The sequence below is a fragment of the Anaerobacillus sp. ABD4_527 genome, from assembly GCF_056160805.1.
Genome location: NZ_JBSWXZ010000002.1, coordinates 773756 through 796004, shown reverse-complemented (window position 1 = coordinate 796004; position 22249 = coordinate 773756). Strand labels below are relative to the sequence as shown.

General features: G+C 42.8%; 23 protein-coding genes. 2 read left to right on the top strand and 21 right to left on the bottom strand.

The features are described 5' to 3' along the window. Positions 1-185: 185 nt before the first annotated feature. The 9 genes from ACXAHI_RS16370 to ACXAHI_RS16330 form a co-directional block, all read right to left on the bottom strand. Positions 186-2153 carry a phospholipase D-like domain-containing protein gene (locus tag ACXAHI_RS16370; protein ID WP_474849660.1) on the bottom strand — a complete coding sequence of 656 codons (1968 nt, stop codon included), beginning with the start codon at positions 2151-2153 and terminating at the stop codon, positions 186-188. Between the two features lie 237 nt (positions 2154-2390). Next, positions 2391-2738 carry a DUF4260 domain-containing protein gene (locus tag ACXAHI_RS16365; RefSeq protein WP_474849658.1) on the bottom strand — a complete coding sequence of 116 codons (348 nt, stop codon included), beginning with the start codon at positions 2736-2738 and terminating at the stop codon, positions 2391-2393. Beyond that, positions 2735-3130: a hypothetical protein gene (locus ACXAHI_RS16360; RefSeq protein WP_474849656.1), complete on the bottom strand. Its 396-nt coding sequence runs from the start codon at positions 3128-3130 to the stop codon at positions 2735-2737. The genes ACXAHI_RS16365 and ACXAHI_RS16360 overlap by 4 nt, the downstream gene beginning before the upstream one ends. Beyond that, positions 3131-3871, bottom strand: coding sequence for an ABC transporter permease (locus ACXAHI_RS16355; RefSeq protein ID WP_474849654.1), 741 nt, complete (start codon positions 3869-3871; stop codon positions 3131-3133). It lies immediately after the preceding gene. Further along, on the bottom strand, positions 3868-4776 hold the full coding sequence (locus ACXAHI_RS16350; RefSeq protein ID WP_474849652.1) for an ABC transporter ATP-binding protein: 909 nt from the start codon (positions 4774-4776) through the stop codon (positions 3868-3870). Before ACXAHI_RS16350 ends, ACXAHI_RS16355 begins: the two co-directional genes overlap by 4 nt. A gap of 365 nt (positions 4777-5141) precedes the next feature. Next, positions 5142-6281, bottom strand: coding sequence for a mannitol-1-phosphate 5-dehydrogenase (locus ACXAHI_RS16345; protein ID WP_474849650.1), 1140 nt, complete (start codon positions 6279-6281; stop codon positions 5142-5144). Positions 6282-6283: 2 nt separating this feature from the next. Further along, complete coding sequence (locus ACXAHI_RS16340; protein ID WP_474812642.1) at positions 6284-6721, bottom strand: PTS mannitol transporter subunit IIA; 438 nt, start codon at positions 6719-6721, stop codon at positions 6284-6286. Position 6722: 1 nt separating this feature from the next. After that, positions 6723-8825: a BglG family transcription antiterminator gene (locus ACXAHI_RS16335; protein ID WP_474849912.1), complete on the bottom strand. Its 2103-nt coding sequence runs from the start codon at positions 8823-8825 to the stop codon at positions 6723-6725. Positions 8826-8854: 29 nt separating this feature from the next. Further along, positions 8855-10618 carry a PTS mannitol transporter subunit IIBC gene (locus tag ACXAHI_RS16330; protein ID WP_474849648.1) on the bottom strand — a complete coding sequence of 588 codons (1764 nt, stop codon included), beginning with the start codon at positions 10616-10618 and terminating at the stop codon, positions 8855-8857. Between the two features lie 271 nt (positions 10619-10889). On the opposite strand from ACXAHI_RS16330, the gene ACXAHI_RS16325 reads away from it, so the two are divergent. Then, a complete protein-coding gene (locus ACXAHI_RS16325) occupies positions 10890-12446 on the top strand; it encodes a catalase (RefSeq protein ID WP_474849646.1) in 1557 nt (518 codons plus the stop codon). A gap of 78 nt (positions 12447-12524) precedes the next feature. On the opposite strand, the gene ACXAHI_RS16320 is transcribed toward ACXAHI_RS16325, so the two are convergent. From ACXAHI_RS16320 to ACXAHI_RS16290, 7 genes are all read right to left on the bottom strand, one after another. Continuing rightward, entirely contained in the window at positions 12525-13022 is a 498-nt protein-coding gene (locus ACXAHI_RS16320; protein WP_474849644.1) for an N-acetyltransferase family protein, read from the bottom strand. Positions 13023-13047: 25 nt separating this feature from the next. Continuing rightward, complete coding sequence (locus ACXAHI_RS16315) at positions 13048-13221, bottom strand: hypothetical protein (protein ID WP_474849642.1); 174 nt, start codon at positions 13219-13221, stop codon at positions 13048-13050. A gap of 70 nt (positions 13222-13291) precedes the next feature. Beyond that, positions 13292-14227: a UDP-N-acetylmuramate dehydrogenase gene (gene murB, locus ACXAHI_RS16310; protein WP_270181426.1), complete on the bottom strand. Its 936-nt coding sequence runs from the start codon at positions 14225-14227 to the stop codon at positions 13292-13294. Between the two features lie 202 nt (positions 14228-14429). Then, positions 14430-15374 (bottom strand): hypothetical protein, encoded by a 945-nt coding sequence (locus ACXAHI_RS16305; protein ID WP_474849640.1) that lies wholly within the window; start codon positions 15372-15374, stop codon positions 14430-14432. Between the two features lie 49 nt (positions 15375-15423). After that, positions 15424-15708, bottom strand: a complete 285-nt coding sequence (locus ACXAHI_RS16300) for a hypothetical protein (protein WP_474849638.1) — start codon at positions 15706-15708, stop codon at positions 15424-15426. A gap of 92 nt (positions 15709-15800) precedes the next feature. Beyond that, positions 15801-16427 carry a class I SAM-dependent methyltransferase gene (locus tag ACXAHI_RS16295; RefSeq protein WP_474849636.1) on the bottom strand — a complete coding sequence of 209 codons (627 nt, stop codon included), beginning with the start codon at positions 16425-16427 and terminating at the stop codon, positions 15801-15803. Positions 16428-16497: 70 nt separating this feature from the next. Next, positions 16498-17121 (bottom strand): hypothetical protein, encoded by a 624-nt coding sequence (locus ACXAHI_RS16290; protein WP_474849634.1) that lies wholly within the window; start codon positions 17119-17121, stop codon positions 16498-16500. 123 nt (positions 17122-17244) lie between these two features. Here ACXAHI_RS16290 and ACXAHI_RS16285 point away from each other — a divergent pair, with 123 nt between their 5' ends. Further along, on the top strand, positions 17245-18369 hold the full coding sequence (locus ACXAHI_RS16285) for a CapA family protein (RefSeq protein ID WP_474849632.1): 1125 nt from the start codon (positions 17245-17247) through the stop codon (positions 18367-18369). A gap of 14 nt (positions 18370-18383) precedes the next feature. Here ACXAHI_RS16285 and ACXAHI_RS16280 read toward each other — a convergent pair whose 3' ends face one another. From ACXAHI_RS16280 to ACXAHI_RS16260, 5 genes are all read right to left on the bottom strand, one after another. Then, positions 18384-18944, bottom strand: coding sequence for a GNAT family N-acetyltransferase (locus ACXAHI_RS16280; RefSeq protein ID WP_474849629.1), 561 nt, complete (start codon positions 18942-18944; stop codon positions 18384-18386). A 129-nt stretch (positions 18945-19073) separates the two neighbouring features. Beyond that, positions 19074-20264: a dicarboxylate/amino acid:cation symporter gene (locus tag ACXAHI_RS16275; protein WP_474849627.1), complete on the bottom strand. Its 1191-nt coding sequence runs from the start codon at positions 20262-20264 to the stop codon at positions 19074-19076. A gap of 158 nt (positions 20265-20422) precedes the next feature. After that, positions 20423-21061, bottom strand: a complete 639-nt coding sequence (locus tag ACXAHI_RS16270) for a FusB/FusC family EF-G-binding protein (RefSeq protein WP_474849625.1) — start codon at positions 21059-21061, stop codon at positions 20423-20425. Positions 21062-21151: 90 nt separating this feature from the next. Next, positions 21152-21397, bottom strand: coding sequence for a biotin/lipoyl attachment domain-containing protein (locus ACXAHI_RS16265; protein WP_270181417.1), 246 nt, complete (start codon positions 21395-21397; stop codon positions 21152-21154). 227 nt (positions 21398-21624) lie between these two features. Beyond that, entirely contained in the window at positions 21625-22191 is a 567-nt protein-coding gene (locus ACXAHI_RS16260; protein ID WP_474849623.1) for an HD domain-containing protein, read from the bottom strand. Positions 22192-22249 lie beyond the last annotated feature (58 nt).

Sequence of the window (22249 nt, the reverse complement as noted above, 5' to 3'; positions counted from 1 at the left end):
CCCTAAGTTTGCTCCGCACAACGCTCCTATTATTGTAACAGACTGACAATTCGGAAAGGGGTCCGCCTGTCGTTTTAGAACAGCAAGCTTAAGAGAAGTACTCCCCTACTCTTCTAAAAAAAACAGCAGGTTAATTCTGAAAACAAAAAAAGCATGAAATCGTATCGATTTCATGCTCTTCTGAATTAATTTATTGTTCCACCTGCTTGAATGTACCGTGCGTTGAATTCCTGTACAAATTGGTTCGTAATTGCATCATCATGAATGATCAGCATGTTTTCGTCATTCACGTCGTTACCGTTCGTGCTCCAGTTCGTTGAACCAACAATGACCGTTGGATCACTGTTCGTTTCTGCATCCACAAGCATCGTTTTACTATGAAGCTTACGGGATTCAGCATCTTTGTAAACTGGAGCAGCGTTAGCCCAGCGGATGTTAGGGTTATTTTGACTTCCAGTTACCGTACGCCCTGTCATTTCAATACTTGCAGACCACCACTGGTTCCAAAAGTCACTTGAGAATACGCCTTTTACATCAAAGCCAGTAAGTGTTCCCTGCTGATCCTGGTAAGAACCTTCCCACTTGTACTTCAACTCATCGACAAGAGCTTGATCACTCCAAGCGAAAATTGTGAAATACGTGTTGAGGTCAGCTTCTGTTTTGATAAGTTCAGCCATACGGCCGACCGCATTGTCTCCAGCTGAGAAATAAACTTCCACTGTTTTCCCACCGATCGTCACTTGATGCGGTGTGTTATCCGTTTTACGAGAGCCAAAGTTCGCATTCGACGTGCTCGGAGTTAGTGTAGATGTTCCCCACATTTCGTTAAATTCAGTTTCATAGATTGAAGACAACTCTGGAGAATTCACTTCCACAACGTGCTGCTGGTTTCCATCAAGAACGCCGTTCGCCATGTTTTCTTCCGTTCCATAGAGACCTGTCACTGTGAAGTTCCAGCTTCCAGTAAATACCCATTTGTCATCAATTAGTGCAAATTTATTGTGCATTTGATCGGCAGGAGAATAGTACGTGCCGTCTGTTTGCTGTTCTGCTTCTACGAATAAATACCCAGTCATCTCAGTGTTCCCAACCATAATCGTGCGCTGTGGGAAATCATCAGGTGAAGAAGGTAGGTTATGATCTGCACGTAGCGTTGTATCTTCAACTGCTAGCATTGGAGAATCAGAGAATACGTGAATATCGTCAGCCGTTCCAACAACCATATCTTTTCCGCGAACCATTTCCTCAACATAAAGTCTCATCGTCTTAAAACGGTCTACATAATGAGGGTCAGTTGCGTCTTTCGAGTCCGCGATCACTCGTACGTCAACACCTTCAGAAGCTTTTTGGATTAGAGCATCTACTATTTTTGGAAGATTGATCTCATAAGTAGCGAAATCGATGCTTGTCGTCGCAGCGTTAATACGCTTCAAGAGACGATCTTCGAGATTTACATTGTAGTTTGCTTCGTTACCCGGATCAGCATATTGATCCATCGCACATTTATTGAAATAAACGTTGATTGCGTCTGGTGCTTCAGAAACTTGATTCAGGTGCTCGGTTGTATCTGTACAAGCTCCGCCAGATCCACTGCCGGATCCGCTCGTGCTAGATGAAGATGGTGTTCCTTTTCCTTCACTATAAGAACCAGTCGACGTTACCCAGTTAGAAGCATCCGTTCCAGCTACTCCTGGATCTTGGCGTTCCATCGTCGCCTTCGTATCGTTGTCACCAGCGTGCCATGCGTCAACGTTGTCGATTAATGCACCGCTATCATCGCGAAGTTCCATGTTTTCACCAGAGTTGCTAAGTGCTCCGCTGTAAATATGATCAGCCGTAACGCCAGAAATCGTATTATCATCTGTTCGTTCAAGTATGTAATACCCATCCGCTGGAATACTGCCAGCCAAATTGATTGAAGGACTGCCGTCTGTTGCGTTTAGCGTCCAACCGTCTAGTGAAATAGCGCTACCCGTATTGTTGTAGAGTTCGATCCACTCATCGTTGTAATCAACTGTCGTTCCCATCCATGCAACTTCATTGACAACAACGTCCCCATTCGTCGCTGCATGAACCTTGTTTGGCGTCATCGATGGTGTAACAACAGTTAGTAACATACTGATGGACGCGATAATCATTCCCAATTTCTTCATCGTGTTTTCCTCCCTGAGATGTCCTTTATGAAACGCTTTCCACACTATCCTACAATTTTCGACGAATTTTTAATATGCTTTTAATGAAAATATTTTGTAAATTATAAATTTACATACTATGCACTAGTTCGAATAGTCCAGACAAAAGGTAAGCGCTTACATTTTTGCCAATGAAAGCTGAGTGTTACCTATGAATGTTGATGAACAAAAAGACCGTCGAAACAATTCCGACGATCTTTACGCCTTTTGCAAGTGCGTGATTTTAAAGTCTTCTTTCGATTTCAATCCATAGCCGATCGTCCTATCCATGCTAATATGAGCGGTCCAAATGAGTCCGATGGCTACAAAAAGGGACTGGTCGATCATCACGCTAATTAAGATCATGATGAACGGTAGACTATAGGAATGGATCACGTTATAGCAATATGCTCCTACTTTCTTACTCATCGCATAGCCGAACATCGCTAAATCCGGTGTGAATAATAAAAGAAGAAACACCCACCAGCTTACGTCCATTGTCGAGAAAAAGTAGAGAGATAGAATGAAGACTACGAAACCTTCTATATGCAAGAGTAGTTTAGTCACTTTGGTATCACCTCTGATTGAAAAGCTGAAGGTACGGTATAGCAATGACTCGCATTGCAGAGCTTTTGAGACTGACTGTTATAGGAGAGAACTTCTTGGGTTTGCTTTCTACTAAACTCTTTCATACCTTCAGAAGTTTGGAGGACGATCGCATAATCTCCTTCTTTACTCTGAGTGCTTTTTGATGAGTTCCGTATTGCTTCCAAGAACTCCTCTGCCCCTAAAACCGCAATCGTTTCACCCTCATGTTTTACAAAGACTTGGTCCATCACGCCGAATTCTGTTCCAAACATTTGGTTGATCTCGACCTCGATGTTTGATCTAAGAGGAGAAGGATCGCCGCACCCTGTTAGAACAAAAAGAAATAAAATCAAAAACAGCTTTCGATTCACTTACTTATCACTCCATCGAAAAAACCGTGAAGCAAGAATCGTAGAAACGATGGAAATACCGAGCAACACCGCTACTTCAAGCCAATAATCTGTAATCGGACCAACGCTCCACGTTCCACGAAGCAATTCCACAACATAGTAAAGCGGAAGAATTTTTGCTACATTTTGGAGAATTGTCGGCATGAATTCAAGAGGAAAGGCAGCTCCTGATAAGAAGAGCATGACGTTCAAACATAGTGAGCTGATCGCTGCAGCTGCCTGTGAATTCTTAGCAAGCGACGTTAGAAACAATGCGAACGGGAAAAACGCTAGAATGCTAACAAGAAGAGCTAGCAACGTGCTCCCCATATATACTGGTAACGTGAGATCATACATCAACATTCCGAAGACCATTAGCAATAGTGCGGATATAACAAAGATGACGGAACCTTGAAACGTATGTGCAGCAAGAATCATCCATGAACGAATCGGTGTCGATTGGTACCTCCTTAGAACACCCGTCTCGCGATAGTTCGTTAATACGGTTCCTAGTGTAAAGAAGGAAATCGTCACGATGTTCACACCAATCCATGAAGGAACGAACATTTCTGCGAAGGAAAGGCCGCTCAGGTTGCTATCTCCAAACATCGAGCCGAAAAGCCAGATCATGAGAACAGGAAAAAGAAATGTCCAGAACACGCTCAGACGATCTCGGAAAAACATTTTTGTTTCCAAACTAGCTAGCTTCATCATCGCGGTCATGCGGACGCCTCCTTTTCAAGAAAATGGACGAACAGATCATCGAGTGATCCTTTTTCGAATCTAAAGTCTTGAATCAGAATTTCGTTATCATAACAATATTTAAAAATGTAATACGCAGTCGTTTGCTGATCATCGCTTAACACCTTGTAAGACTGGTTCTCGTTTTCAACGCTAACGACGCTTGGTAAGGAGATGAGGAAATCGTACAGTAGCTCTTCGCTATCAAACGTAAGGTAGTGAGCAGGAATTTGATTCAAGAGCTGTTGAGGAGTGCCTAGTGCTCTTAGTTGACCGCTATAGATCATTGCAACGCGATCACAAAGCTTTTCTGCCTCTTCCATATAGTGAGTTGTAAGAACGATCGTGCATCCTTGTTCTTTCAGCGCATTGATGAGCCCCCATAGTTCTCGCCTAGCGTGAGGGTCAAGCCCCATGCTCGGTTCATCAAGGAATAAGATCTCAGGCTTATGAAGTGTAGCAAGTGCAAGCGTTACGCGCTGCTTCCATCCACCTGACAAGTCATCGAACATCACACCTAATTTTTCATGAAGCCCTAAGAGATCGATGAGATGGTCTTTTTGGGTGGTTGGATAAAAAGATGCGAATAAATCGATCGCTTCTTTTACCTTCATCTTTTTCTGGATGGCCGTTGCCTGAAACTGTACACCGATTTTCTTGTTCAACTCTCGCAGCTGCTTATGAGGCGTTAAGCCAAGGACCGAAAGTTCTCCACCGTCTGGCTTACGTATGCCTTCAAGCATTTCGATCGTCGTTGTTTTCCCCGCACCATTCGGTCCGATGATGCCAAAGATCTCTCCCTTATCAACTGTAAGTGAAATGTCATTTACTGCCTGAATACTACCGTATGACTTTACTAGATGGTCAGCTTTGATCACTACTTCCATTACTTAATCCCCCCGCTCTTATTTTCACGGCCAAACGCTGTCCTGTTGATTGATATGATAATCTTCAACTTCTAATACGTTAATCCTTCAGAATAGTTTCAAAAGTATTAAAATATCAGGAAGACTAACATAAGGAGGCTATAACAACCTATTTAGGCGCGGATTCCGTGTGGCTGAGTAGCCTGCTCAATGAGTTTATCTGCGATCGTTAGCATATATCAGCGATAAGTTGATTTTATCAGCGAAATAGAAGGTTATATCAGCGAAAAGGGGTCTTTTATCAGCGATATTTCGTTTTTATCGGCGAAACCGTATTGATTCAGACAGCATAAAAAAGCCACCGAGATTACCTCGGCAGCTATGGTCTAACTCAATTCATCGTAGTGCTTTTTGATTAGGTTGAATAGAGATGAGCCTTCTTCAATGCCTGTGTAAGTTGTGATGGCGTTTGAAAGGCCATTCGTGTGGATAGCTTCTTGAATTTGGACAGCTTCTTCGTCACCTTTTGGATCGAAAAGAAGTGCTGCTGCTATTCCTTTTGCTAAGTACGTTGGCTCATTTCCAATCTTCATAAGCTGACTTGCGGGCCCTGTTAATCGATCGCTCGGGCCAAGTTTACGAATCGGTGCACGGCCGACTCGTGTAACTTCGTCAACGAGATGAGGGTTCTCGAACCTCGCAAGAATCTTCTCGATATACGCACTGTGAACTTCTGCGTCAAAGCTGTATTTATGCTTCAGCAATGCACCCGTTTCTTCTAGCGCACGTTTCACATCTGCATAGATCTCTTCTTTTTCAAGAGCCTCTTTAATCGTTTCAGCTTCAGCAAGGTAGCCTAAATACGCCGTCATTGCATGACCCGTATTAACAGTAAACAGCTTGCGCTCGATGTAAGGAGCAAGATCGTCAACGTACGTAATTCCTTTGATTTCCGGGATTTCTCCCACCATCATCGTCTTGTCGACAGCCCACTCATAGAACGGTTCGACCGCGACTGTTAAAGGATCGTCATGCGTTTGATTCGGTACGATACGATCGACCGCTGCATCTGGAAAACCAGCATACTGTTCGAGTGAACCATCTTCGTCCATTTGCTCCTGAATCGCTTCTTTCAACATCGTACTTCCGCCGATCATGTTTTCACATGCGATGATGTTAACGGGCGCTTTCCCTCTTTCGATGCGCTTTTCGATGCCATCTTTTATACTACTAGAAATCATTTTAAGTACGGTTGGACCAACCGCTGTCGTAATGAGGTCAGCTTTACTAATCGCCTCAACGACCTCTTCAGGGTTCGCTTTACTGTTGATTCCCCGTACGTTATCAACCATGATTTCTTTACGCTCTTGGCCAAGAATTTCTACGGTGTATTGATTCTTTTCATTCAGTTCATCGATCACCGTTTCATTGATATCAACAAAACAAACTTCATAGCCTGATTGTGATAAAAGCTTACCGATGAACCCTCTCCCGATATTCCCAGCTCCGAAATGTACAGCTAGCATGATTAGTTCACCTCGTTAAACATAGAGATAAATGTTTCTTTATCTTCTGCTTGAATGAGCTTCTCCACATTTTCTTCTTCTGAACATACGATTGCAATTTGAGATAGAATTTCAAGGTGCTCGTTATCTTTTCCAGCGATTCCGATAATAAGCTTTGCGATATTTCCATCACCAAAGTCAACGCCTTCACGAAGCTGTACGATGGAAAGACCTGAATGATTTACTGATTTCTTCGCATCTTCCGTACCATGAGGAATTGCTACGTAGTTCCCCATATAAGTTGTCGTGATTTTCTCACGTTCAAACATTTGGTCAATATAGCTCTCTTCAACGTACCCTTTCTCTACAAGAATGTTTCCTACAAGACGGATCGCGTCTTCCTTCGTTGCTGCAGTTTCGTTCAATACGATATTTTCTTTCGTTAATATGCCGTTAGCCATGTTATTTCTCTCCCTTTGATTTTAATTTTTCAGTGATGAATCCTTTTAAACGCTCTGCTAAAAAGAGCTTGATTCGTTCCTCATCTTCCTGTTCAAATAAAGCAAGTGTTTCACTAGATTCGATAATGATGGTACTGATGAAGCTCATCACTTCAATTTGTTCTAGCGTTGCTTCTTCCGGTGCAAGCTGCAACAGAATCGTTTTCATATCGATTTCTGTTCCATCCATTGCGCTTCGCTTAACAGGAGTTTCCAATCTGATCATTGAAAATGTCGGCTTAAGTACCTCTTTTGTACGCGCATGAAACAATGCAAGAGAAGAATCCGGTATACCAACGCCGCCTAATTCCTCGCGTTTTAAAACTGCTTTTGTAACTGAAGCTGAACGCGTAATGGTATTACCCTTTTGAAGTCGGCTACATTCGTTTATTAACAAGTCTTCTAGTTGATCTGAGTTAGCTTCTGTTAGAAGGAAAGAGTGCATAATAGAAGCCGCCGCCTCGCTATATGAGGCTGTTTGCGTAAACCAGGATTCAGCTTGGCTTCCTGACTGAAACCCGCTTTCTTTATCTTCAAGTACTCTTTTGCTTGATCCAGTTGACCGTTGAAGGACTGTTCGGATGCCTTTTGCTTCTTTTTCAGATAAAAACGGACTCACTTCAATATAGTCTGTATCCAACTCCGTTAAAGGGATCGTTGACACGATCAGGTCAAACGCATGGACGTCTTCTTTTTCTAGTTGGAAGAGTGAGACGCTCTTCACATCATGTACCTCATGAAATTCTTGCTTCAGCCTTGTAGCGAGCATCTTTGACGTTCCGATTCCGCTAGAACAAACGGCAAGAATTCTTAAGTCGTTCTTCTTATTTCGACCTTCAAGTGCAGAACCAAAGTGCAGGACTAGAAATCCAACTTCTTCATCAGGAATAGAAAGGCCTTCGAAGACATTTTCAACAGCCTCCGAGATGATACCGAAAAGTTCTTGATAATCTTCTTTGATTTTCGTTAGAAGTGGATTATGAATGCTCATTTTCTGATTGAGACGATGCATCGCTGGACCTAGGTGTGTCACAAGCCCCTGAAATAGAGAATCATTCGACATAAGATCCACGTTAGTCTTTTCACTAACTTCTCTAATCAGCTGTTTCGCCTTTACAGTGATCGGATAATTCGACTCTTCTAAATAATAACTGCTTGAATTCCGTAGCTTTGCTCCTCTGAGGTGCATCGTAATATACCCGACCTCAGCTTCAGGGATCGGAACAGAGAAATAGTCCTCCATTCGCTTGCTGATCATTTCAGCAAGCGTAAATTCTTTCGTTTCTTTTAAATTCGAAAGAAAATCCTGCTCCATCTTAATTTTTTCACCTTGCTGAATTCGTTCGATCGCAAGCGTCAGATGAACGATGAGACCAATGTAGGCACTGTCTGCCATCATGTGCGATAGGTCATTATTTACTTCTCTAACGATCGTTTCGACTTGATGCAATTTTTCGTGATCAACAAGCCCGAGAAGCTGCTTTGAAGCAGACTCCATCACGTCAGCTTTTGATTTATTTTGAATCGAACGCTGCAATAAAGTAAAGAAATCTGAGTCGTTATATTCTGTCGCAAGTAGGGAACTGATCGCATGTCTCTTCAATGCTTCTGCACCCTCTACCTGAACACCATATCCGCGCTTCCTGATTAATGAAAGCTGCATATGCTGTAGCCATTCTTCTACTCTGTTTAAGTCGTTGCTGATCGTTGCCACGGTGACCCTGAGATCGTGCGCTAGACTCACGAGTTTAATAGGCTCATGAGATTCTAAAAGTTTGCAAAGTATCAATGTTTCTCTTTCATCTTGTGTGTACTCGGTAATGTCCAAGCTGTACAAGTACCGTTTGAGTTCTTCACGCTGAGAGGGATGTCCATCGAATTGGACACCCACTCCTGCTTTTTTAATTAATGTTAATCCATAGTGATTCACAACATCATCGATTCCCGCTAAATCTCTATGAACGGTCCGCTCACTAACATTGAGCTGCTTAGCTATTTCTTTTACCGTAAAGAAATCGTCTGTTTCAAGCAAAAGTTGTAGAATACTTCTTTCCCTTGCTGATATAAAGATGTGAATTCACCTCTATCCTTTAGTTAACGGTCTTTTAGCATGTTAACAAGTTCATCGTACATAGGACTATTCATGAAGTTCGCCACTGAAATGTGCTCAGCGTCTGGACGCTTCGCTTTTGCACGATCCGTTAAGTCTTTGTGCGTCACGATTAAGTCTGCATCGTCTGGTAGATTGTTGATAGATGTGTTCGATACATCGATCTCTTCAAGTCCTGCTTTCTTAAACTTGTTTCGTAAAACAGATGCCCCCATCGCACTTGACCCCATTCCAGCGTCACATGCAAACACGACTTTTTGAATGTCTTTTGCAGCCACTTCAGTGTCCTTCGCGCTAGTTGTTTCTTCCTCCTGCTTATCCCCTGAAAGATCACTTACAAGCTCATCATATTTCGGACTGTTCATGAAGTTTGTTACTGAAATGTGATGCGCCTTTGGAAGCTTCGCTTTTGCACGATCTGTTAAGTCTTTATGAGTGACAACAAGATCTGCATCGTTCGGAAGATTGCTGATCGATGTGTTGATCACTTCGATATGCTCAAGACCTGCTTTTTTAAATTTATTTCTCAACACGGACGCACCCATTGCACTTGAGCCCATACCTGCGTCACATGCGAATACAACTTTTTTGATGTCACTGTAGTTAACAGTTGCGTCAGATGAACTTTCTTCTTTCGCGCCTAATGATGACCTTACGCTGCTCTTCTTCCCTTTCATCGCTTCCATCTTTTCTGCTGCTTCTTCAAGATTTTCATCAGAGTCACTTGATCGCTTAAGGATGAAGGATGCAACTAGGAATGAAACGAGTGTAGCGACAACAACACCTGCGATAACCCCAAGGTATCCTCCACGCGGTGTCATGATCATGAGTGCAACGATACTACCTGGTGAAGGTGGTGCGATCAATCCTGCATTCAGAATACCGAATGTGAATACGCCGCTCATTCCCCCAAGGATTACTGCAATGATTAATGCTGGTTTCATCAAGATGTATGGGAAGTAGATTTCATGAATACCACCGAAGAAGTGGATGATTGCAGCACCAGGTGCTGACTGCTTCGCAGAACCTTTACCTGCAAACCAGAAAGCGAGAAGAATACCAAGTCCTGGTCCAGGGTTCGTTTCTAACAGGAACAGAATCGACTTTCCTGCACTAGCTGCCTGATCGATTCCTAACGGGCTTAAGATCCCATGGTTGATCGCGTTGTTCAAGAACAATACTTTTGCTGGCTCAACTAGAATACTAGCTAGTGGTAACAGTCCAGCATCTACGATGACTTCTACTCCAGCTGCAAGTGCTTTGTTTAAACCTAGTACAACTGGTCCGATCGCTAGTGAAGCGAGGATCGTCAGAATACCACCGATGATACCTGCTGAGAAGTTGTTAACTAGCATTTCAAAACCGGATTTGACTTTGCCTTTGATCGCTTCGTCGAATTTCTTAATCGCATAACCACCGAGTGGTCCCATCGCCATCGCACCGAGGAACATCGGAATATCCGCTCCGACAATAACACCCATCGTCGCTGTCGCACCGACTACTCCACCTCGTGCGCCGTAAACAATTTTACCACCAGTGTAACCGATTAAGAGTGGTAATAAGTAGTTGATCATCGGACCAACAAGCGCTGCTAATTGTTCATTTGGAATCCAACCATCTGGAATAAATAATGCTGTAATAAGTCCCCATGCAATAAATGCACCGATGTTCGGCATGATCATGCCGCTTAAATAGCTACCAAACCGTTGAATCTTCACTTTGAAACCGGATTTTTCTTGGTCGCTCATGATAGTTCCTCCTCTTCTTTCGCAGGGAAGACTTGTTGACATGTTTTATTAGATCCTGTCAGTTAGCTTTCCTTGCGAAATGTTTTACTTGTTAATTCCAATAGTAAGGCCATAAGAAAGCGTTCGCAATGAATTCCAAACTCAAATTCGGCAGATGACTTGTTGACATTTTTAAATAATGGACAAAATGACCCAATAAATTGTATTGCAAAGTGAATATGAAGGTGCTGGTTGGAGATAACTGAAATCGTGAATAAAAGGAGGGAGCTTTATGGATGAAAAGAAGAAAAAGCCGCAGGACGAGACGTTAACAAACCAGCAGGGACATCCTGTCACGAACAACCAGAATGTCCGAACAGTAGGGAGTCGCGGGCCAACCACTCTTGAGAACTACGATTTCCTTGAGAAAATCAGCCATTTCGACAGAGAGCGAATCCCTGAACGCGTCGTTCATGCACGAGGGGCAGGTGCGCATGGGTATTTTGAATCGTATGGAAAAGTAGGAGACGAACCGATTTCAACGTATACACGTGCGAAAGTGTTTACGGAAGCTAAGAAAACGCCTGTTTTTGTTAGGTTCTCAACGGTTGTTCACGGCACACATTCACCAGAAACGCTACGTGATCCTAGAGGATTTGCAGTTAAGTTTTATACAGAAGACGGCAACTGGGACCTTGTAGGGAATAACTTAAAAGTATTCTTCATCCGTGATCCTCTCAAGTTTCCTGATATGGTGCACTCCTTCAAACCTGACCCTGTCACGAACATACAGGATATGGAGAGAATGTTTGATTTCCTTTGCCAATCTCCTGAATCGATGCACATGGTGACCTTCCTGTTCTCACCTTGGGGCATTCCAGCAAACTTTCGACATATGCAAGGATCTGGTGTCCATGCATACAAATGGGTGAACGAAGAAGGGAAAGCTGTACTTGTAAAGTATCACTGGGAACCCGTCCAAGGAATTCGCAACCTATCACAAGATGAAGCGGATCACATTCAGTCGATGAACTTTAACCATGCGACGGCTGACTTGTATCAAGCGATCGAAGATGGAGACTATCCAGAATGGGAGCTCTATGTACAGATCATGGAGGATGGCGAGCATCCAGAACTAGATTTCGATCCCCTCGATCCAACGAAGCTTTGGTACAAAGAGGATTTTCCTTGGCATAAGGTTGGGAAGATGACGCTTAACAAAAACCCTGAGAACTATTTTGCTGAAGTGGAACAAGCAGCATTTGGTACTGGGGTATTGGTCGATGGGCTCGACTTCTCTGATGACAAACTTCTGCAAGGCAGGACGTATTCCTACTCTGATACGCAGCGATACCGTGTTGGTTCAAACTACTTACAACTTCCGATCAATAAGCCGAAGAAACATGTTTCGACGAACCAGAGCGGCGGCCAGATGGACAACCGCACTGATTATGGGAAAGATGAAAACCCACATATCAACTATGAACCTTCTTTGATCGGCGGGTTGAAAGAAGCAGCGAATCCAGGTGTGGAACACGAACCATTTGTTGAAGGAAATTTATCGAGAAAAAGCATTCCTCGTGAAAACAACTACGGTCAAGCGGGAGAAACGTATCGCAGACTAAACGACTGGGAGCAAGAGGAACTGATTTCAAACCTCGTCAGTGCACTCATGGACTGCCGAGAAGAGATTCAAGAGAAGATGATCGAACACTTTACACAGTGTGATAAAGAATACGGGGAACGAGTCATGAACGGATTGAAGGAAATGAAGAAGTCTACCGGCTCCGTACTCGATGAAGCTGTATGTGAAGCTGAGGACAAGAGTCATCCATCAGATCCGTACTAAACAGTTGAAAAAAGCTTGGCATCGTTGCCAAGCTTTTTTATATAGAGTTTAAACTGGCTTTATGATTCGTATTTTTATTTACAGCAGCTTCCCCATATAATACTCATCTACATATGTATCATCCATCAGCAACGAATGTCGCTTCAACCCTTCTACTTCAAAGCCGAACTTTTTGTATAGCGCGAGCCCTCCTTCGTTCGGGGTCGCGACGTTCAACTCCAACCTATGTACGTTTTTACTCTCCGCCCAATCCTCTAATTTGTTAAAAAGGGCCGTTCCGACTCCTGTGCCTTGAGCCTTTTCGAGTACACCGATGACGAGGTAAACTGCATGACGCTTTTTCTTTGCTTCACTTCCAACAGCGACTAAATAACCTACCAATCCCTCATCTTGTTCAGCGACAAAGATCGTAGACGTTTCATTTCTCAACATCGACACAATCTTCTTCTTTTCTTCCTCAACATCGACTTTTCGCTCATCAGCACCAAAAAGCATGTATCGTGACTCCGCATCGACCTGATTTCTAATCTTACAGAACCCTTCAACGTCTTCTTCTTTTATCTCTCTAACTTTCATCCTCTTCCAACTCCTTTACTCGTCCCTATTCAAGCTCGCACTTTACATTCCAATTCATTCCAAGAAAATCTTTCTCTACCTTCGCTTCCCCGTTTGCTTTTAAACAGCTATCTACAGTAGATTGCAGACTGAAGTTATTTGAATAAAAAGCAATGACGAGAAATAAGATGATGACCACCCCGACTGTCGTTTTTCTCACGATTGATCCTCCTTCATATAAAGCAAAAAGGGATGAATCACATCATCCCTTCTTAACCTTTCACCATATTCTATTCTGAAGCATCTTTTTCCTTCAACGGCTCACCGATGACCCTTACTTCACGTTCTAGATCGACCGAAAACTTTTCTTTTACAGTGTTCTGCACGTGATGGATCACGTTCAGATAATCTGTTGCAGTGGCATTGTCGATGTTAACGATAAAGCCTGCATGCTTTTTGGAAACTTCCGCTCCACCGATTCTTGTTCCCTGCAAGCCTGAATCTTGAATGAGCTTTCCAGCGAATAAGCCTGGCGGGCGCTTGAACACACTTCCACAAGAAGGATATTCGAGCGGCTGCTTGCTTTCGCGTTTAAACGTTAGATCATCCATAATCGCTTTGATGTCGTCATAGTTTCCTTTTTTCAACTGAAATGTTGCTTCAAGTACGAGGAATCCTGTTTCATCCACGTTACTATGACGATACGATAAGTCGAGCTCTTCTGCTTTTCGACGAACAAGCTTTCCGTCTTTTGTTACCCCTAGCACACTTTCGAGGCAGTCTGCTACTTCGCCGCCGTACGCGCCAGCGTTCATATACACAGCACCACCAACGGAACCAGGAATTCCACATGCAAATTCTAGTCCTGATAAATGTTCTTTCAAGGCGAATTGTGATACTTCAATGATACGAGCGCCTGCTTCTGCTACGACAGCATCTTCCGTTCGTTCAATTTTGTCAAGCGTCGAGATATTCAACACGATTCCTCGGATTCCACCATCCTGAATGATGACATTCGATCCTTTACCGAGAATGGTTAGCGGTAAATCATGCTTATTGGCATACTCCACCACTGCTCTTGCATCTTCCGCACCACCTGGAAAAACAAACACATCTGCTTCTCCACCCATCTGCGTGTACGTATGCACATTCAGTGGTTCATTCAATCTGACATCTGCTGTAGGCAAACTATTTCTCAGGTCGTTAAACACACGTTGATTATCCATTACTTACCTCACTTATGAACATGTTCGATTGTGTAATCGTACTCGAACCTTTTATTTTTATTATAGTTATAATCAAAACTGTTCGTGTCTAAAATCTTTATTATTACGGCATAGCGTAAAAAACAGCTTTACACAATCATTTATTTTACCATTAATGGGCAAATACTTCATCTCTAACAAAACGTTTTATTACGATTATCTACTACTTTTCCTTTAATGAATCATTCAATTGAGAAAGAATATCTTTCCTGAGTTCGATCAGCTCAGGAAATTGATAAAAGAAAGCAATCTTTTGCTCAGCAATCGTATCGCCTTCTGGCTTCGTAGAAAAAATAAAATGCGTCCACGCTTCTGCGATGTCTTCTTCAGGATGTGTCGCTGCATAGTCGGTTGAAAAATGATCAGCATAATCATCATAAAACGCGACCTGCGCTTCTTCATTCCATTCAACTTCTTTATCGAGCCACTCCTCATAATAATCGGACCAAAACGTTTGGAAGAAGGCGTTCATATATGAATTTTCCTTACTACACCCATTGAATGCAAAGTAATCATCACATGCCATGAAGGCTTCTTCTACTTCATCTTCATCCTCTAAATTCGTCGCATTCACCTGATCATCTTTCAATGTCAGAAGATGACCATATTCGTGCACGAGCGTATAATAGAAATCCTTCTCGTTCGTTGTATCTTCATAATCGATTGCGAGACGCCACGCTTTCGAATTGTCTAGTGGTTCAACGTATCCAAGGACCACATCTTTTCCATCCGTAAAGATCAAGAACTCTTTTACCATACTTCGGTCTTCAGAAGGGATTAAGTCAGCAAATAACTTCCAAAGCGCCTCATGTGCTTCGTGTTGCTTAGTATATTCTAGATACTCTTCTTCTTCGGTTAGAACATTATGATTTTCTATGTGATCTCCGACAATATCGTATGAAATAACCGTTGTTTCTACTGCTTCTCGTTCTTCTTCTAAGGACTCAGGGATATCTAAAAAATCCCCTTTTAGCGCATTGATTTCGCTTAAATACCGATCGCCTTCTTCAATTTCAGGCACGTCTGAAGTGGTGCTCGGTTGGTCCACATCCACCGCGCAACCGGTCAATAACAACATGACAAAACAAGCAATGATCCACTTTTTCATCGTGTACCCTCACTTTCTAGTTTAAAAAGAAACCACATCTAATGATACATTATGTTGCTACGTAGATAATGACTTTTGTTACTAGAAAGAATAGGTAAAAAGCTAACAAACCTACTACGGCAGCCCTTCCTTTTTTCATTGCTAGTTTAATGAAGTAAACGACTGCTACCCCAACGATGATCACGACTATTGAAAACATAGTGGTAAGTATATGAGATTGTGAGATTTCAGCTTCAAAGAAGGATGAGATTCCGAAAACGAAATAGGAGCTTATCAAGATGGTTACAAACAATTTATGTGCTAGTTGTTTACGGTACAAAGTCGAGCTTTCCAACGGATCACCTCACATGTTGATAGTTCATTCGATGAGCAACGTGAAAATCCTCCATAAAAAAAGGATGCCTCCTAAGCATCCTCACCTGTTTTTTAGTTTGAGATTTGTATCACACCGCCGCAGTGTGAGAAATCGTGAAATTCGAGTTTACACGACCCTTCTAACTCCGCTTTTAGTTCATCAAAAACAAAGTAAAATTCATCACCATCCCAGTGATGAAGGTTTTCGCTTCGACACGCTTCTAATTTCCTGCGATTTTCAAACGCCACATCACCGATTAAAATCTTTCCGTTTTCCGATAGCTGTGGAAGAAGTTCTTTAATGAAAGCGACCTTCTCACGATCAGAAATATGGTGCAAAGCGTATGTGCTGATAATAACGTCATACTGCTTTTTCTTAAAATGTTCAGGAAGTCCGTGTGTAAGATCCCATTCGATCAGCTGCGCATATGGCATTTTCAACTGAGCGATCCGAATCATTTCGTTCGAAAAGTCGATACCGTTTATGTCGTGACCAGCTTCGTACAACCTGCTTGCAAGAACACCTGTCCCAAATCCGATATCGAGGATGTTTGCCTTTTCGGTAGACATGACCTCGTTATAGATGGCATTCAAGATTTCCTTATAGCCAGCGAATGGATAAGAATCGCTTTCTTCACTTACCTGTACAGAATGATCGTATTCATTCGCCCATAAATCAAATCCTTGTTTACTTAGCATCAAAATCCTCCTACATTTATGTGTCTATCTAGTACGTTTGGAGTTCAACTTATCTAAATACTAACACATTTCAGTTTTCTCCCGCTCGTTCCTCGATCTTAATCTTCAAAAGTAGGACAACATGCTCATCATGAATCATTTCTTCAATGCCTTCTTTTGTTTGCATATCGACCGACCTGATCATATTATCTTGCTCACTTTCATAGTACGCTCCAATCACTTTTGTATCTCCAGAATCAAGCGTGATCTCCTCTTCTATCGTGTACCCGTATCCGTGTGGCTTGTCTGTATTTATGGGATTACTTGGTATCGCTTCAGGACCTGTTGTGGCACCTGGTGCATAAAGAGAAAATAACTCTTCTCCATCTTCAGGTTGGACGATGCCGAACCCAACGCTCCCCACTTGTTCTTCCTCTTGACTAAACCCATAAGAGAGCTCAGTTAAAGGTGACGGTGTCATCGGCTCTCCATCTCGGTAGCCCTCGACCCAAACTGTGACCCACGTTTTATCCGCTTTTGTAAGCTTAAGATCATAGTTTAATAGGATCCCCATGTTCATCTCTTCAAACATCTTTTCATGGTCGTTTCCTACCTTGTAAGAAAGGTAAGCAAGGTGCTCATCCTCCATCGAAAACTCAACACTGCACCCTCCTAGAAGGAACATAACTAACAATAACCAGACCCCTTTTTTCAAAACACTCCTCCTCTCTCTTGTAAAAAGTTTACCAGTTACTCCCTAAAAATAGGTCTAAATACTTTTATTTCCATGTTATAATTTACCTTGTACTCTTATTTTTTATAATTTTGAGGTGTCGATATGAAGCGTTTGGTTATTCTAGTAAGTTTGTTGCTCGTCGTTGGTGTGCTAAGTTTAGTAGCTGTAAATCCTTTCAACAATTCAGAAGCCGTCTACTCTTCTAACGTTCATTCAGAGATTTCAAGAAATCTTTCGAAAGAGCTTATAGGGAAATCGTCTAGTTATGAGATTACAGTCGTAGGTGACACGATGTTCGACTGGTCGATTAAAGAAGCGATGAGCACGAAAGGGGCGAACTATCCACTTCAACATATTTCCCCGATCATCAAGGAATCTGACCTCGCCATCATGAACTTAGAAACCGCGATTGGAACCAAAGGAATAAAAGAGAACAAGCTTTATACGTTTCAATCCCCACCTGCTTCAGCTAAAGCGATCAAAGACGCTGGCTTTGACGTCGTATCACTCGCAAACAATCACGCGATGGACTTTGGTCGAGAAGGATTATATGAGACGATCGACCTACTGAAAAAAGCAGACCTGAACTATGTTGGAGCTGGTACGAACGAAAGTGAGGCGTACCGTGCTCATTCGCAGACGATCAATGATCACAAAGTCGATATTCTTGGTTTTTCGCAAGTTCTGCCCACCATCTCATGGTACGCAAATGAAAATGGAGGGCTCGCTAGCGGGTACCAGCAAGACCGAGTGATCGAGCATATTAAACAATCTGCAGCCACTTGTGATACGACGATCGTGTATATCCACTGGGGAGCTGAACGGACGATCCAGCCTAGCGATAGTCAACGAAATTTTGCACACAGCATGATCGACGCGGGGGCCGATATCATCATTGGTGCACACCCTCATGTGCTGCAAGGGATGGAGTACTATGATGGGAAGCCGATCTTATACTCCCTCGGCAACTTTTTATTCCCAGACTACGTTGAAGGTGACACCGCTGACACGGTAATCGCTAAGATCGACGTCACTGTGGACAACTATGAAGTTACCTTTATCCCTGCAGTCATCCATGACAGCACTGTTACACTCGCAGATAAACAAAACGCCACTCGCATCACAGATAAGATGATTTATCGTTCTAGCTTAATCTCGCAAACTACTGATTTTGCGGTATCTGAAGGAAGCGGGCAATCACTAACGGTTGCAAAAGCAGGCGAATGATAGAAAGCGCTTCCTTAGAACACCTTCGCGTAAATACACGTATCCGATAAGCCAGACCCATCTAACAAAACATCATCGTTTCGTAAAGTCGCTTCAAGCACGTAATCGAGTCGTTCAGGTACTGCACGGCTCTTTTTGTTTTTCAGGTCGCATTGAATCTCGATCCGTTTCATCCCGAGTTCTTTCTCCGCAAAGTTTGTCAGCTCACCAACGGCTTCTGTTATGTAACCACGTCCGCCAAACTTCGTGTTGATCCAATACCCAACTTCCGTCTTCGGTACATCCCAATCAAGATTATGAAGGCCCGTTGTGCCCACGTATTCACCTGTCTTCTTCTCGAATATGAGAAATCTGAACCCTACTCGCTTTAAGAACTTGATATGTGCCTCTCTCACATTCATCTCTGTATCTTCAACCGTTGGATTTTCTCTCGCGAACCCAACCCATGGAGATAGTTCCTTCATTGAAGAGTGAATCGCTTCGTTGATGACTTTACCATCCCCTGGTCGAGGCATTCGTAGGATTAATCGTTCCGTTTCTAGCTCCGTGCGTACATCCATTAAAATTGGGTTCATTTGCTTCTTTAACTCCTTCTGATAAATGTAATAGCTCTATTATAGACATAGTAGATTTTGGAAATAAAGGGTTTCATTCACTTTTTAGTCTAATAAAAAAGCAAGCTCGTAGGGAGCTTGCTTTTAATCTTAATTCGCTTTTGCAACAGGCTGAACGTTTTTCTTTTTCGACGTTAATTTATCGACAAGGCCTGATAATGCCCCGTCACCCGTAACATTCGTTGCTGTACCAAAGCTATCTTGTGCAAGGTAGAGCGCGATCATAAGAGATACCATCGTTGCATCGAATGCTAGCATACTCTCAAGAAGCCCGATCGCGGCCATTACCGCTCCACCCGGTACACCAGGTGCTGCGATCATCGTAATTCCTAGCATCAAGACGAAAGGAATGATAGAGGCGAACGTTGGGTCCTGTCCATTTAATAGCATTACGGCCATCGCACAGGACACAATCGTGATTGTACTTCCTGAGAGATGAATCGTTGCTAGAAGCGGGATGCTGAAGTCCGCTACTTTTTCACGAACGCCGTTCTTCTTCGTTTGTCTAAGCGTTACCGGAATGGTAGAAGCAGATGACTGTGTACCGAGAGCTGTGAAATACGCTGGAATCATCCCTTTTAATAATGTAAAAGGATTGCGAGATGTAGCAGCGCCCGTCACACTATATTGAATCAAAAGCATCGTTAGGTGAAGAAGAATGATCATGACAAAAACTTTTGCAAACACGCTTAAGATCGTTTGCACCTGACCAGCACTCGTCATATTCGCGAATATACCAAGAATGTGCAGTGGCAATAACGGGATGATTACGTAGCTGATCACTTTTTCGATGATCGTTCTAAATTCAACCATAACGCCTTTAAGCTTATTTTCTTTCATCGCTGCCATCCCTAAACCGAGCGTAAACGCAAGGACAAGGGCTGTCATTACGCCCATCATAGGCGGAATTTCCACTTGGAAAAATGGCTCTAGAAGTGATTCTTCAGGGTTTTCCATCCCTGAAGCCGCACCACCAGTTTCAAGAAATATAGGATAAAGGTTACGAGCTGCAAAGAATGCGAGTAAGCCTGCTAGAAAAGTAGAAAGATACGCAACCGTCGTCGTGACCCCAATCAGTTTTCCAGCACCTTTACCGATTTCGCCTATTCCTGGTGCGATGAATCCAATAATGATTAGTGGAATAGCGAATCCAAGGAAGTTACCGAATATACCGTTGAATGTCGCGAATAATCGTACGGTCCATTCTGGTAGAAATGCTCCGATCAATACACCTAATGCAATTGCGATAAGAATTCGTGGTAGTAGTCCAATCTTCTTCATAGTGTCCTCCAAACAAAAACATTTGTCCATCTGAGATGTAATCTACGGAGTACTTTACAAGATAATCAATATTCTAGCAAGCTTTTAACGCAAAAAAGGATTAAAAACTTTTTCCAATGAAAAACACCGCCCATCCACAATTGAATAGGCGGTGTTTTTCACGCGTTCAACGCTTTGTTATGAACTTTTTCAAAAAAAGCTTCAAGCGGAGCCGTATCTTTCAGGTACTCATTACACAACACGCTGTCTACACACATATACTGACCGACCGTGTGGTAGTCTTCATGATCATAGATCCTGGACGACACATGCGCAACTTCACCATACCCGCCGCATAAGAAACAGGTTGTCCTCTGATTTAATATTGTGTAAGATCCTTCCACACCAATGATCTCGCCTTTGTAGGGGTAAATAAGATACTTACGTTTTGATTGTATATCGTTCCAACCGAGATAGGTGATCGTTCTCGGATAAGAATAGGGAAGCTTTACTTTTTTACTTTTACGAAAAAGCTTTTCTATTTCGTCGTTCGCTAGCTCTGGGAATGGGATAACGACTTTTTGTGCTCTTTCAAGAAAGTGTTCGATCTCAGAAACGTTCAAGTAGCGGATTTCGTCGATAAAGGCATGTTGTTCTTTCGAAAGAGTAGGAAAGAGAGCGAGTAATTTATCTGCGATCGTATGCTGCACGGCAGCTTTCACGTCGGCATCAACAAGATGGCCAACGTTGTATAATAAAACATCGATTTGTTCTCTAATGACATTCAGATGGTGATTGTACAAAAACGGCTGAAGCATAAAAGCACCCCTCCTTGTGTTTTCTTTATACCACAATCAGAGTGTTCCATCTACACAAAAAGCCGGCTATGCCGGCTTTATAACGCGAGATCAATCGCTACCTGTTACGAAGTCATCTTCTTTCATCGATGCAAGAATGACACCAGACGTCACGCGATCGTTTTCTTGTACGTGAAGTTCAGAGATTTGCCCACTTACGTTGAGCGTGACATCCTCAACGTTGCCCTGTCCATCGCGAATGACAAACATCGGCTCCCATTCGTACACACGGGATGAATGGTTCACATAAACTTTTTCAACAATCCCTTCACATGGACAGACCACTGTGCGATTCATGTTATTGTGCCCCTTTCTGACATGTATTGTTCCTCGAATGAGGACGAAAGTCAGTTTACTATCATGATATGTTTCACATGGCCAAGTATGATGTGAAACATTTACTGAAAAAACCTCGCGTCTATTTTACCGGCATTTGAAAGAATCGCAACCCTGAAACTAAAATCCATACATTTCAGAAAAGTGTAACTTCAACGTAAAAAAACGAGCACCTTGTAGGTACTCGCTTACGGCTTCCCTTCATCAATTTTGTTTTTCGTTTCGAGATCGATGAGTTTTCTGACCTGTTTCATTAAAGGGTGATCAAGCTCATATTCTTTTCCATAAGTAAGGTTGAACTCGTAGTCGAACCCTGGTGGATTTGTTCCTTGAGTATGCTGAATAATCGTTTCCATCTTATCGAGTGCCTTTACAAACTTTGCTTCGCTCGTTTCTCCTTTGTTATATTCCTTACATAACGCTAAGATCGCGCTTTGATTTTCTTCTGGTAGAGCATCCGTTAACCGCTCGACACCTTTTTCCTCTTTTTTGATCTTCTTATCATGATTCACCTTCACCGTTGCTGAAATATCTCCATCATAAGCTTCCCCAAGATCGTGAACGAGGCACATCAGAACCACTTTATTCATGTCGAGCCCTTCTAGCTCATCCTTTAGTGCAAGTGCAAACATCGCGAGCCTCCAAGAATGCTCAGCAACGCTCTCTCGTCTACCCTTCTTCGTATACGCAGATCTCGTCGTATCCTTCAGTCTCTCTAACTCCTTAATGAACGTGACGATTTCGTTCGCATCCACCGTAGCTAACCCCCTCTGTTTTGTGCCCTGTTTGGTTGTTTGGTGCCTGTTGTTTGGT

What these genes read in the sequence shown, in the direction of transcription:
- ACXAHI_RS16340 (WP_474812642.1), bottom strand. Translation starts at nt 6,721, where the DNA reads ATGGCTAACGGCATATTAACGAAAGAAAATATCGTATTGAACGAAACT.
- ACXAHI_RS16350 (WP_474849652.1), bottom strand. Translation starts at nt 4,776, where the DNA reads ATGGAAGTAGTGATCAAAGCTGACCATCTAGTAAAGTCATACGGTAGT.
- murB (WP_270181426.1), bottom strand. Translation starts at nt 14,227, where the DNA reads ATGGATAATCAACGTGTGTTTAACGACCTGAGAAATAGTTTGCCTACA.
- ACXAHI_RS16265 (WP_270181417.1), bottom strand. Translation starts at nt 21,397, where the DNA reads ATGAATCGCACAGTGGTCTGTCCATGTGAAGGGATTGTTGAAAAAGTT.
- ACXAHI_RS16270 (WP_474849625.1), bottom strand. Translation starts at nt 21,061, where the DNA reads ATGCTTCAGCCGTTTTTGTACAATCACCATCTGAATGTCATTAGAGAA.
- ACXAHI_RS16275 (WP_474849627.1), bottom strand. Translation starts at nt 20,264, where the DNA reads ATGAAGAAGATTGGACTACTACCACGAATTCTTATCGCAATTGCATTA.
- ACXAHI_RS16295 (WP_474849636.1), bottom strand. Translation starts at nt 16,427, where the DNA reads ATGCTAAGTAAACAAGGATTTGATTTATGGGCGAATGAATACGATCAT.
- ACXAHI_RS16325 (WP_474849646.1), top strand. Translation starts at nt 10,890, where the DNA reads ATGGATGAAAAGAAGAAAAAGCCGCAGGACGAGACGTTAACAAACCAG.
- ACXAHI_RS16345 (WP_474849650.1), bottom strand. Translation starts at nt 6,281, where the DNA reads ATGCTAGCTGTACATTTCGGAGCTGGGAATATCGGGAGAGGGTTCATC.
- ACXAHI_RS16370 (WP_474849660.1), bottom strand. Translation starts at nt 2,153, where the DNA reads ATGAAGAAATTGGGAATGATTATCGCGTCCATCAGTATGTTACTAACT.
- ACXAHI_RS16330 (WP_474849648.1), bottom strand. Translation starts at nt 10,618, where the DNA reads ATGAGCGACCAAGAAAAATCCGGTTTCAAAGTGAAGATTCAACGGTTT.
- ACXAHI_RS16280 (WP_474849629.1), bottom strand. Translation starts at nt 18,944, where the DNA reads ATGAACCCAATTTTAATGGATGTACGCACGGAGCTAGAAACGGAACGA.
- ACXAHI_RS16285 (WP_474849632.1), top strand. Translation starts at nt 17,245, where the DNA reads ATGAAGCGTTTGGTTATTCTAGTAAGTTTGTTGCTCGTCGTTGGTGTG.
- ACXAHI_RS16355 (WP_474849654.1), bottom strand. Translation starts at nt 3,871, where the DNA reads ATGACCGCGATGATGAAGCTAGCTAGTTTGGAAACAAAAATGTTTTTC.
- ACXAHI_RS16320 (WP_474849644.1), bottom strand. Translation starts at nt 13,022, where the DNA reads ATGAAAGTTAGAGAGATAAAAGAAGAAGACGTTGAAGGGTTCTGTAAG.
- ACXAHI_RS16305 (WP_474849640.1), bottom strand. Translation starts at nt 15,374, where the DNA reads ATGAAAAAGTGGATCATTGCTTGTTTTGTCATGTTGTTATTGACCGGT.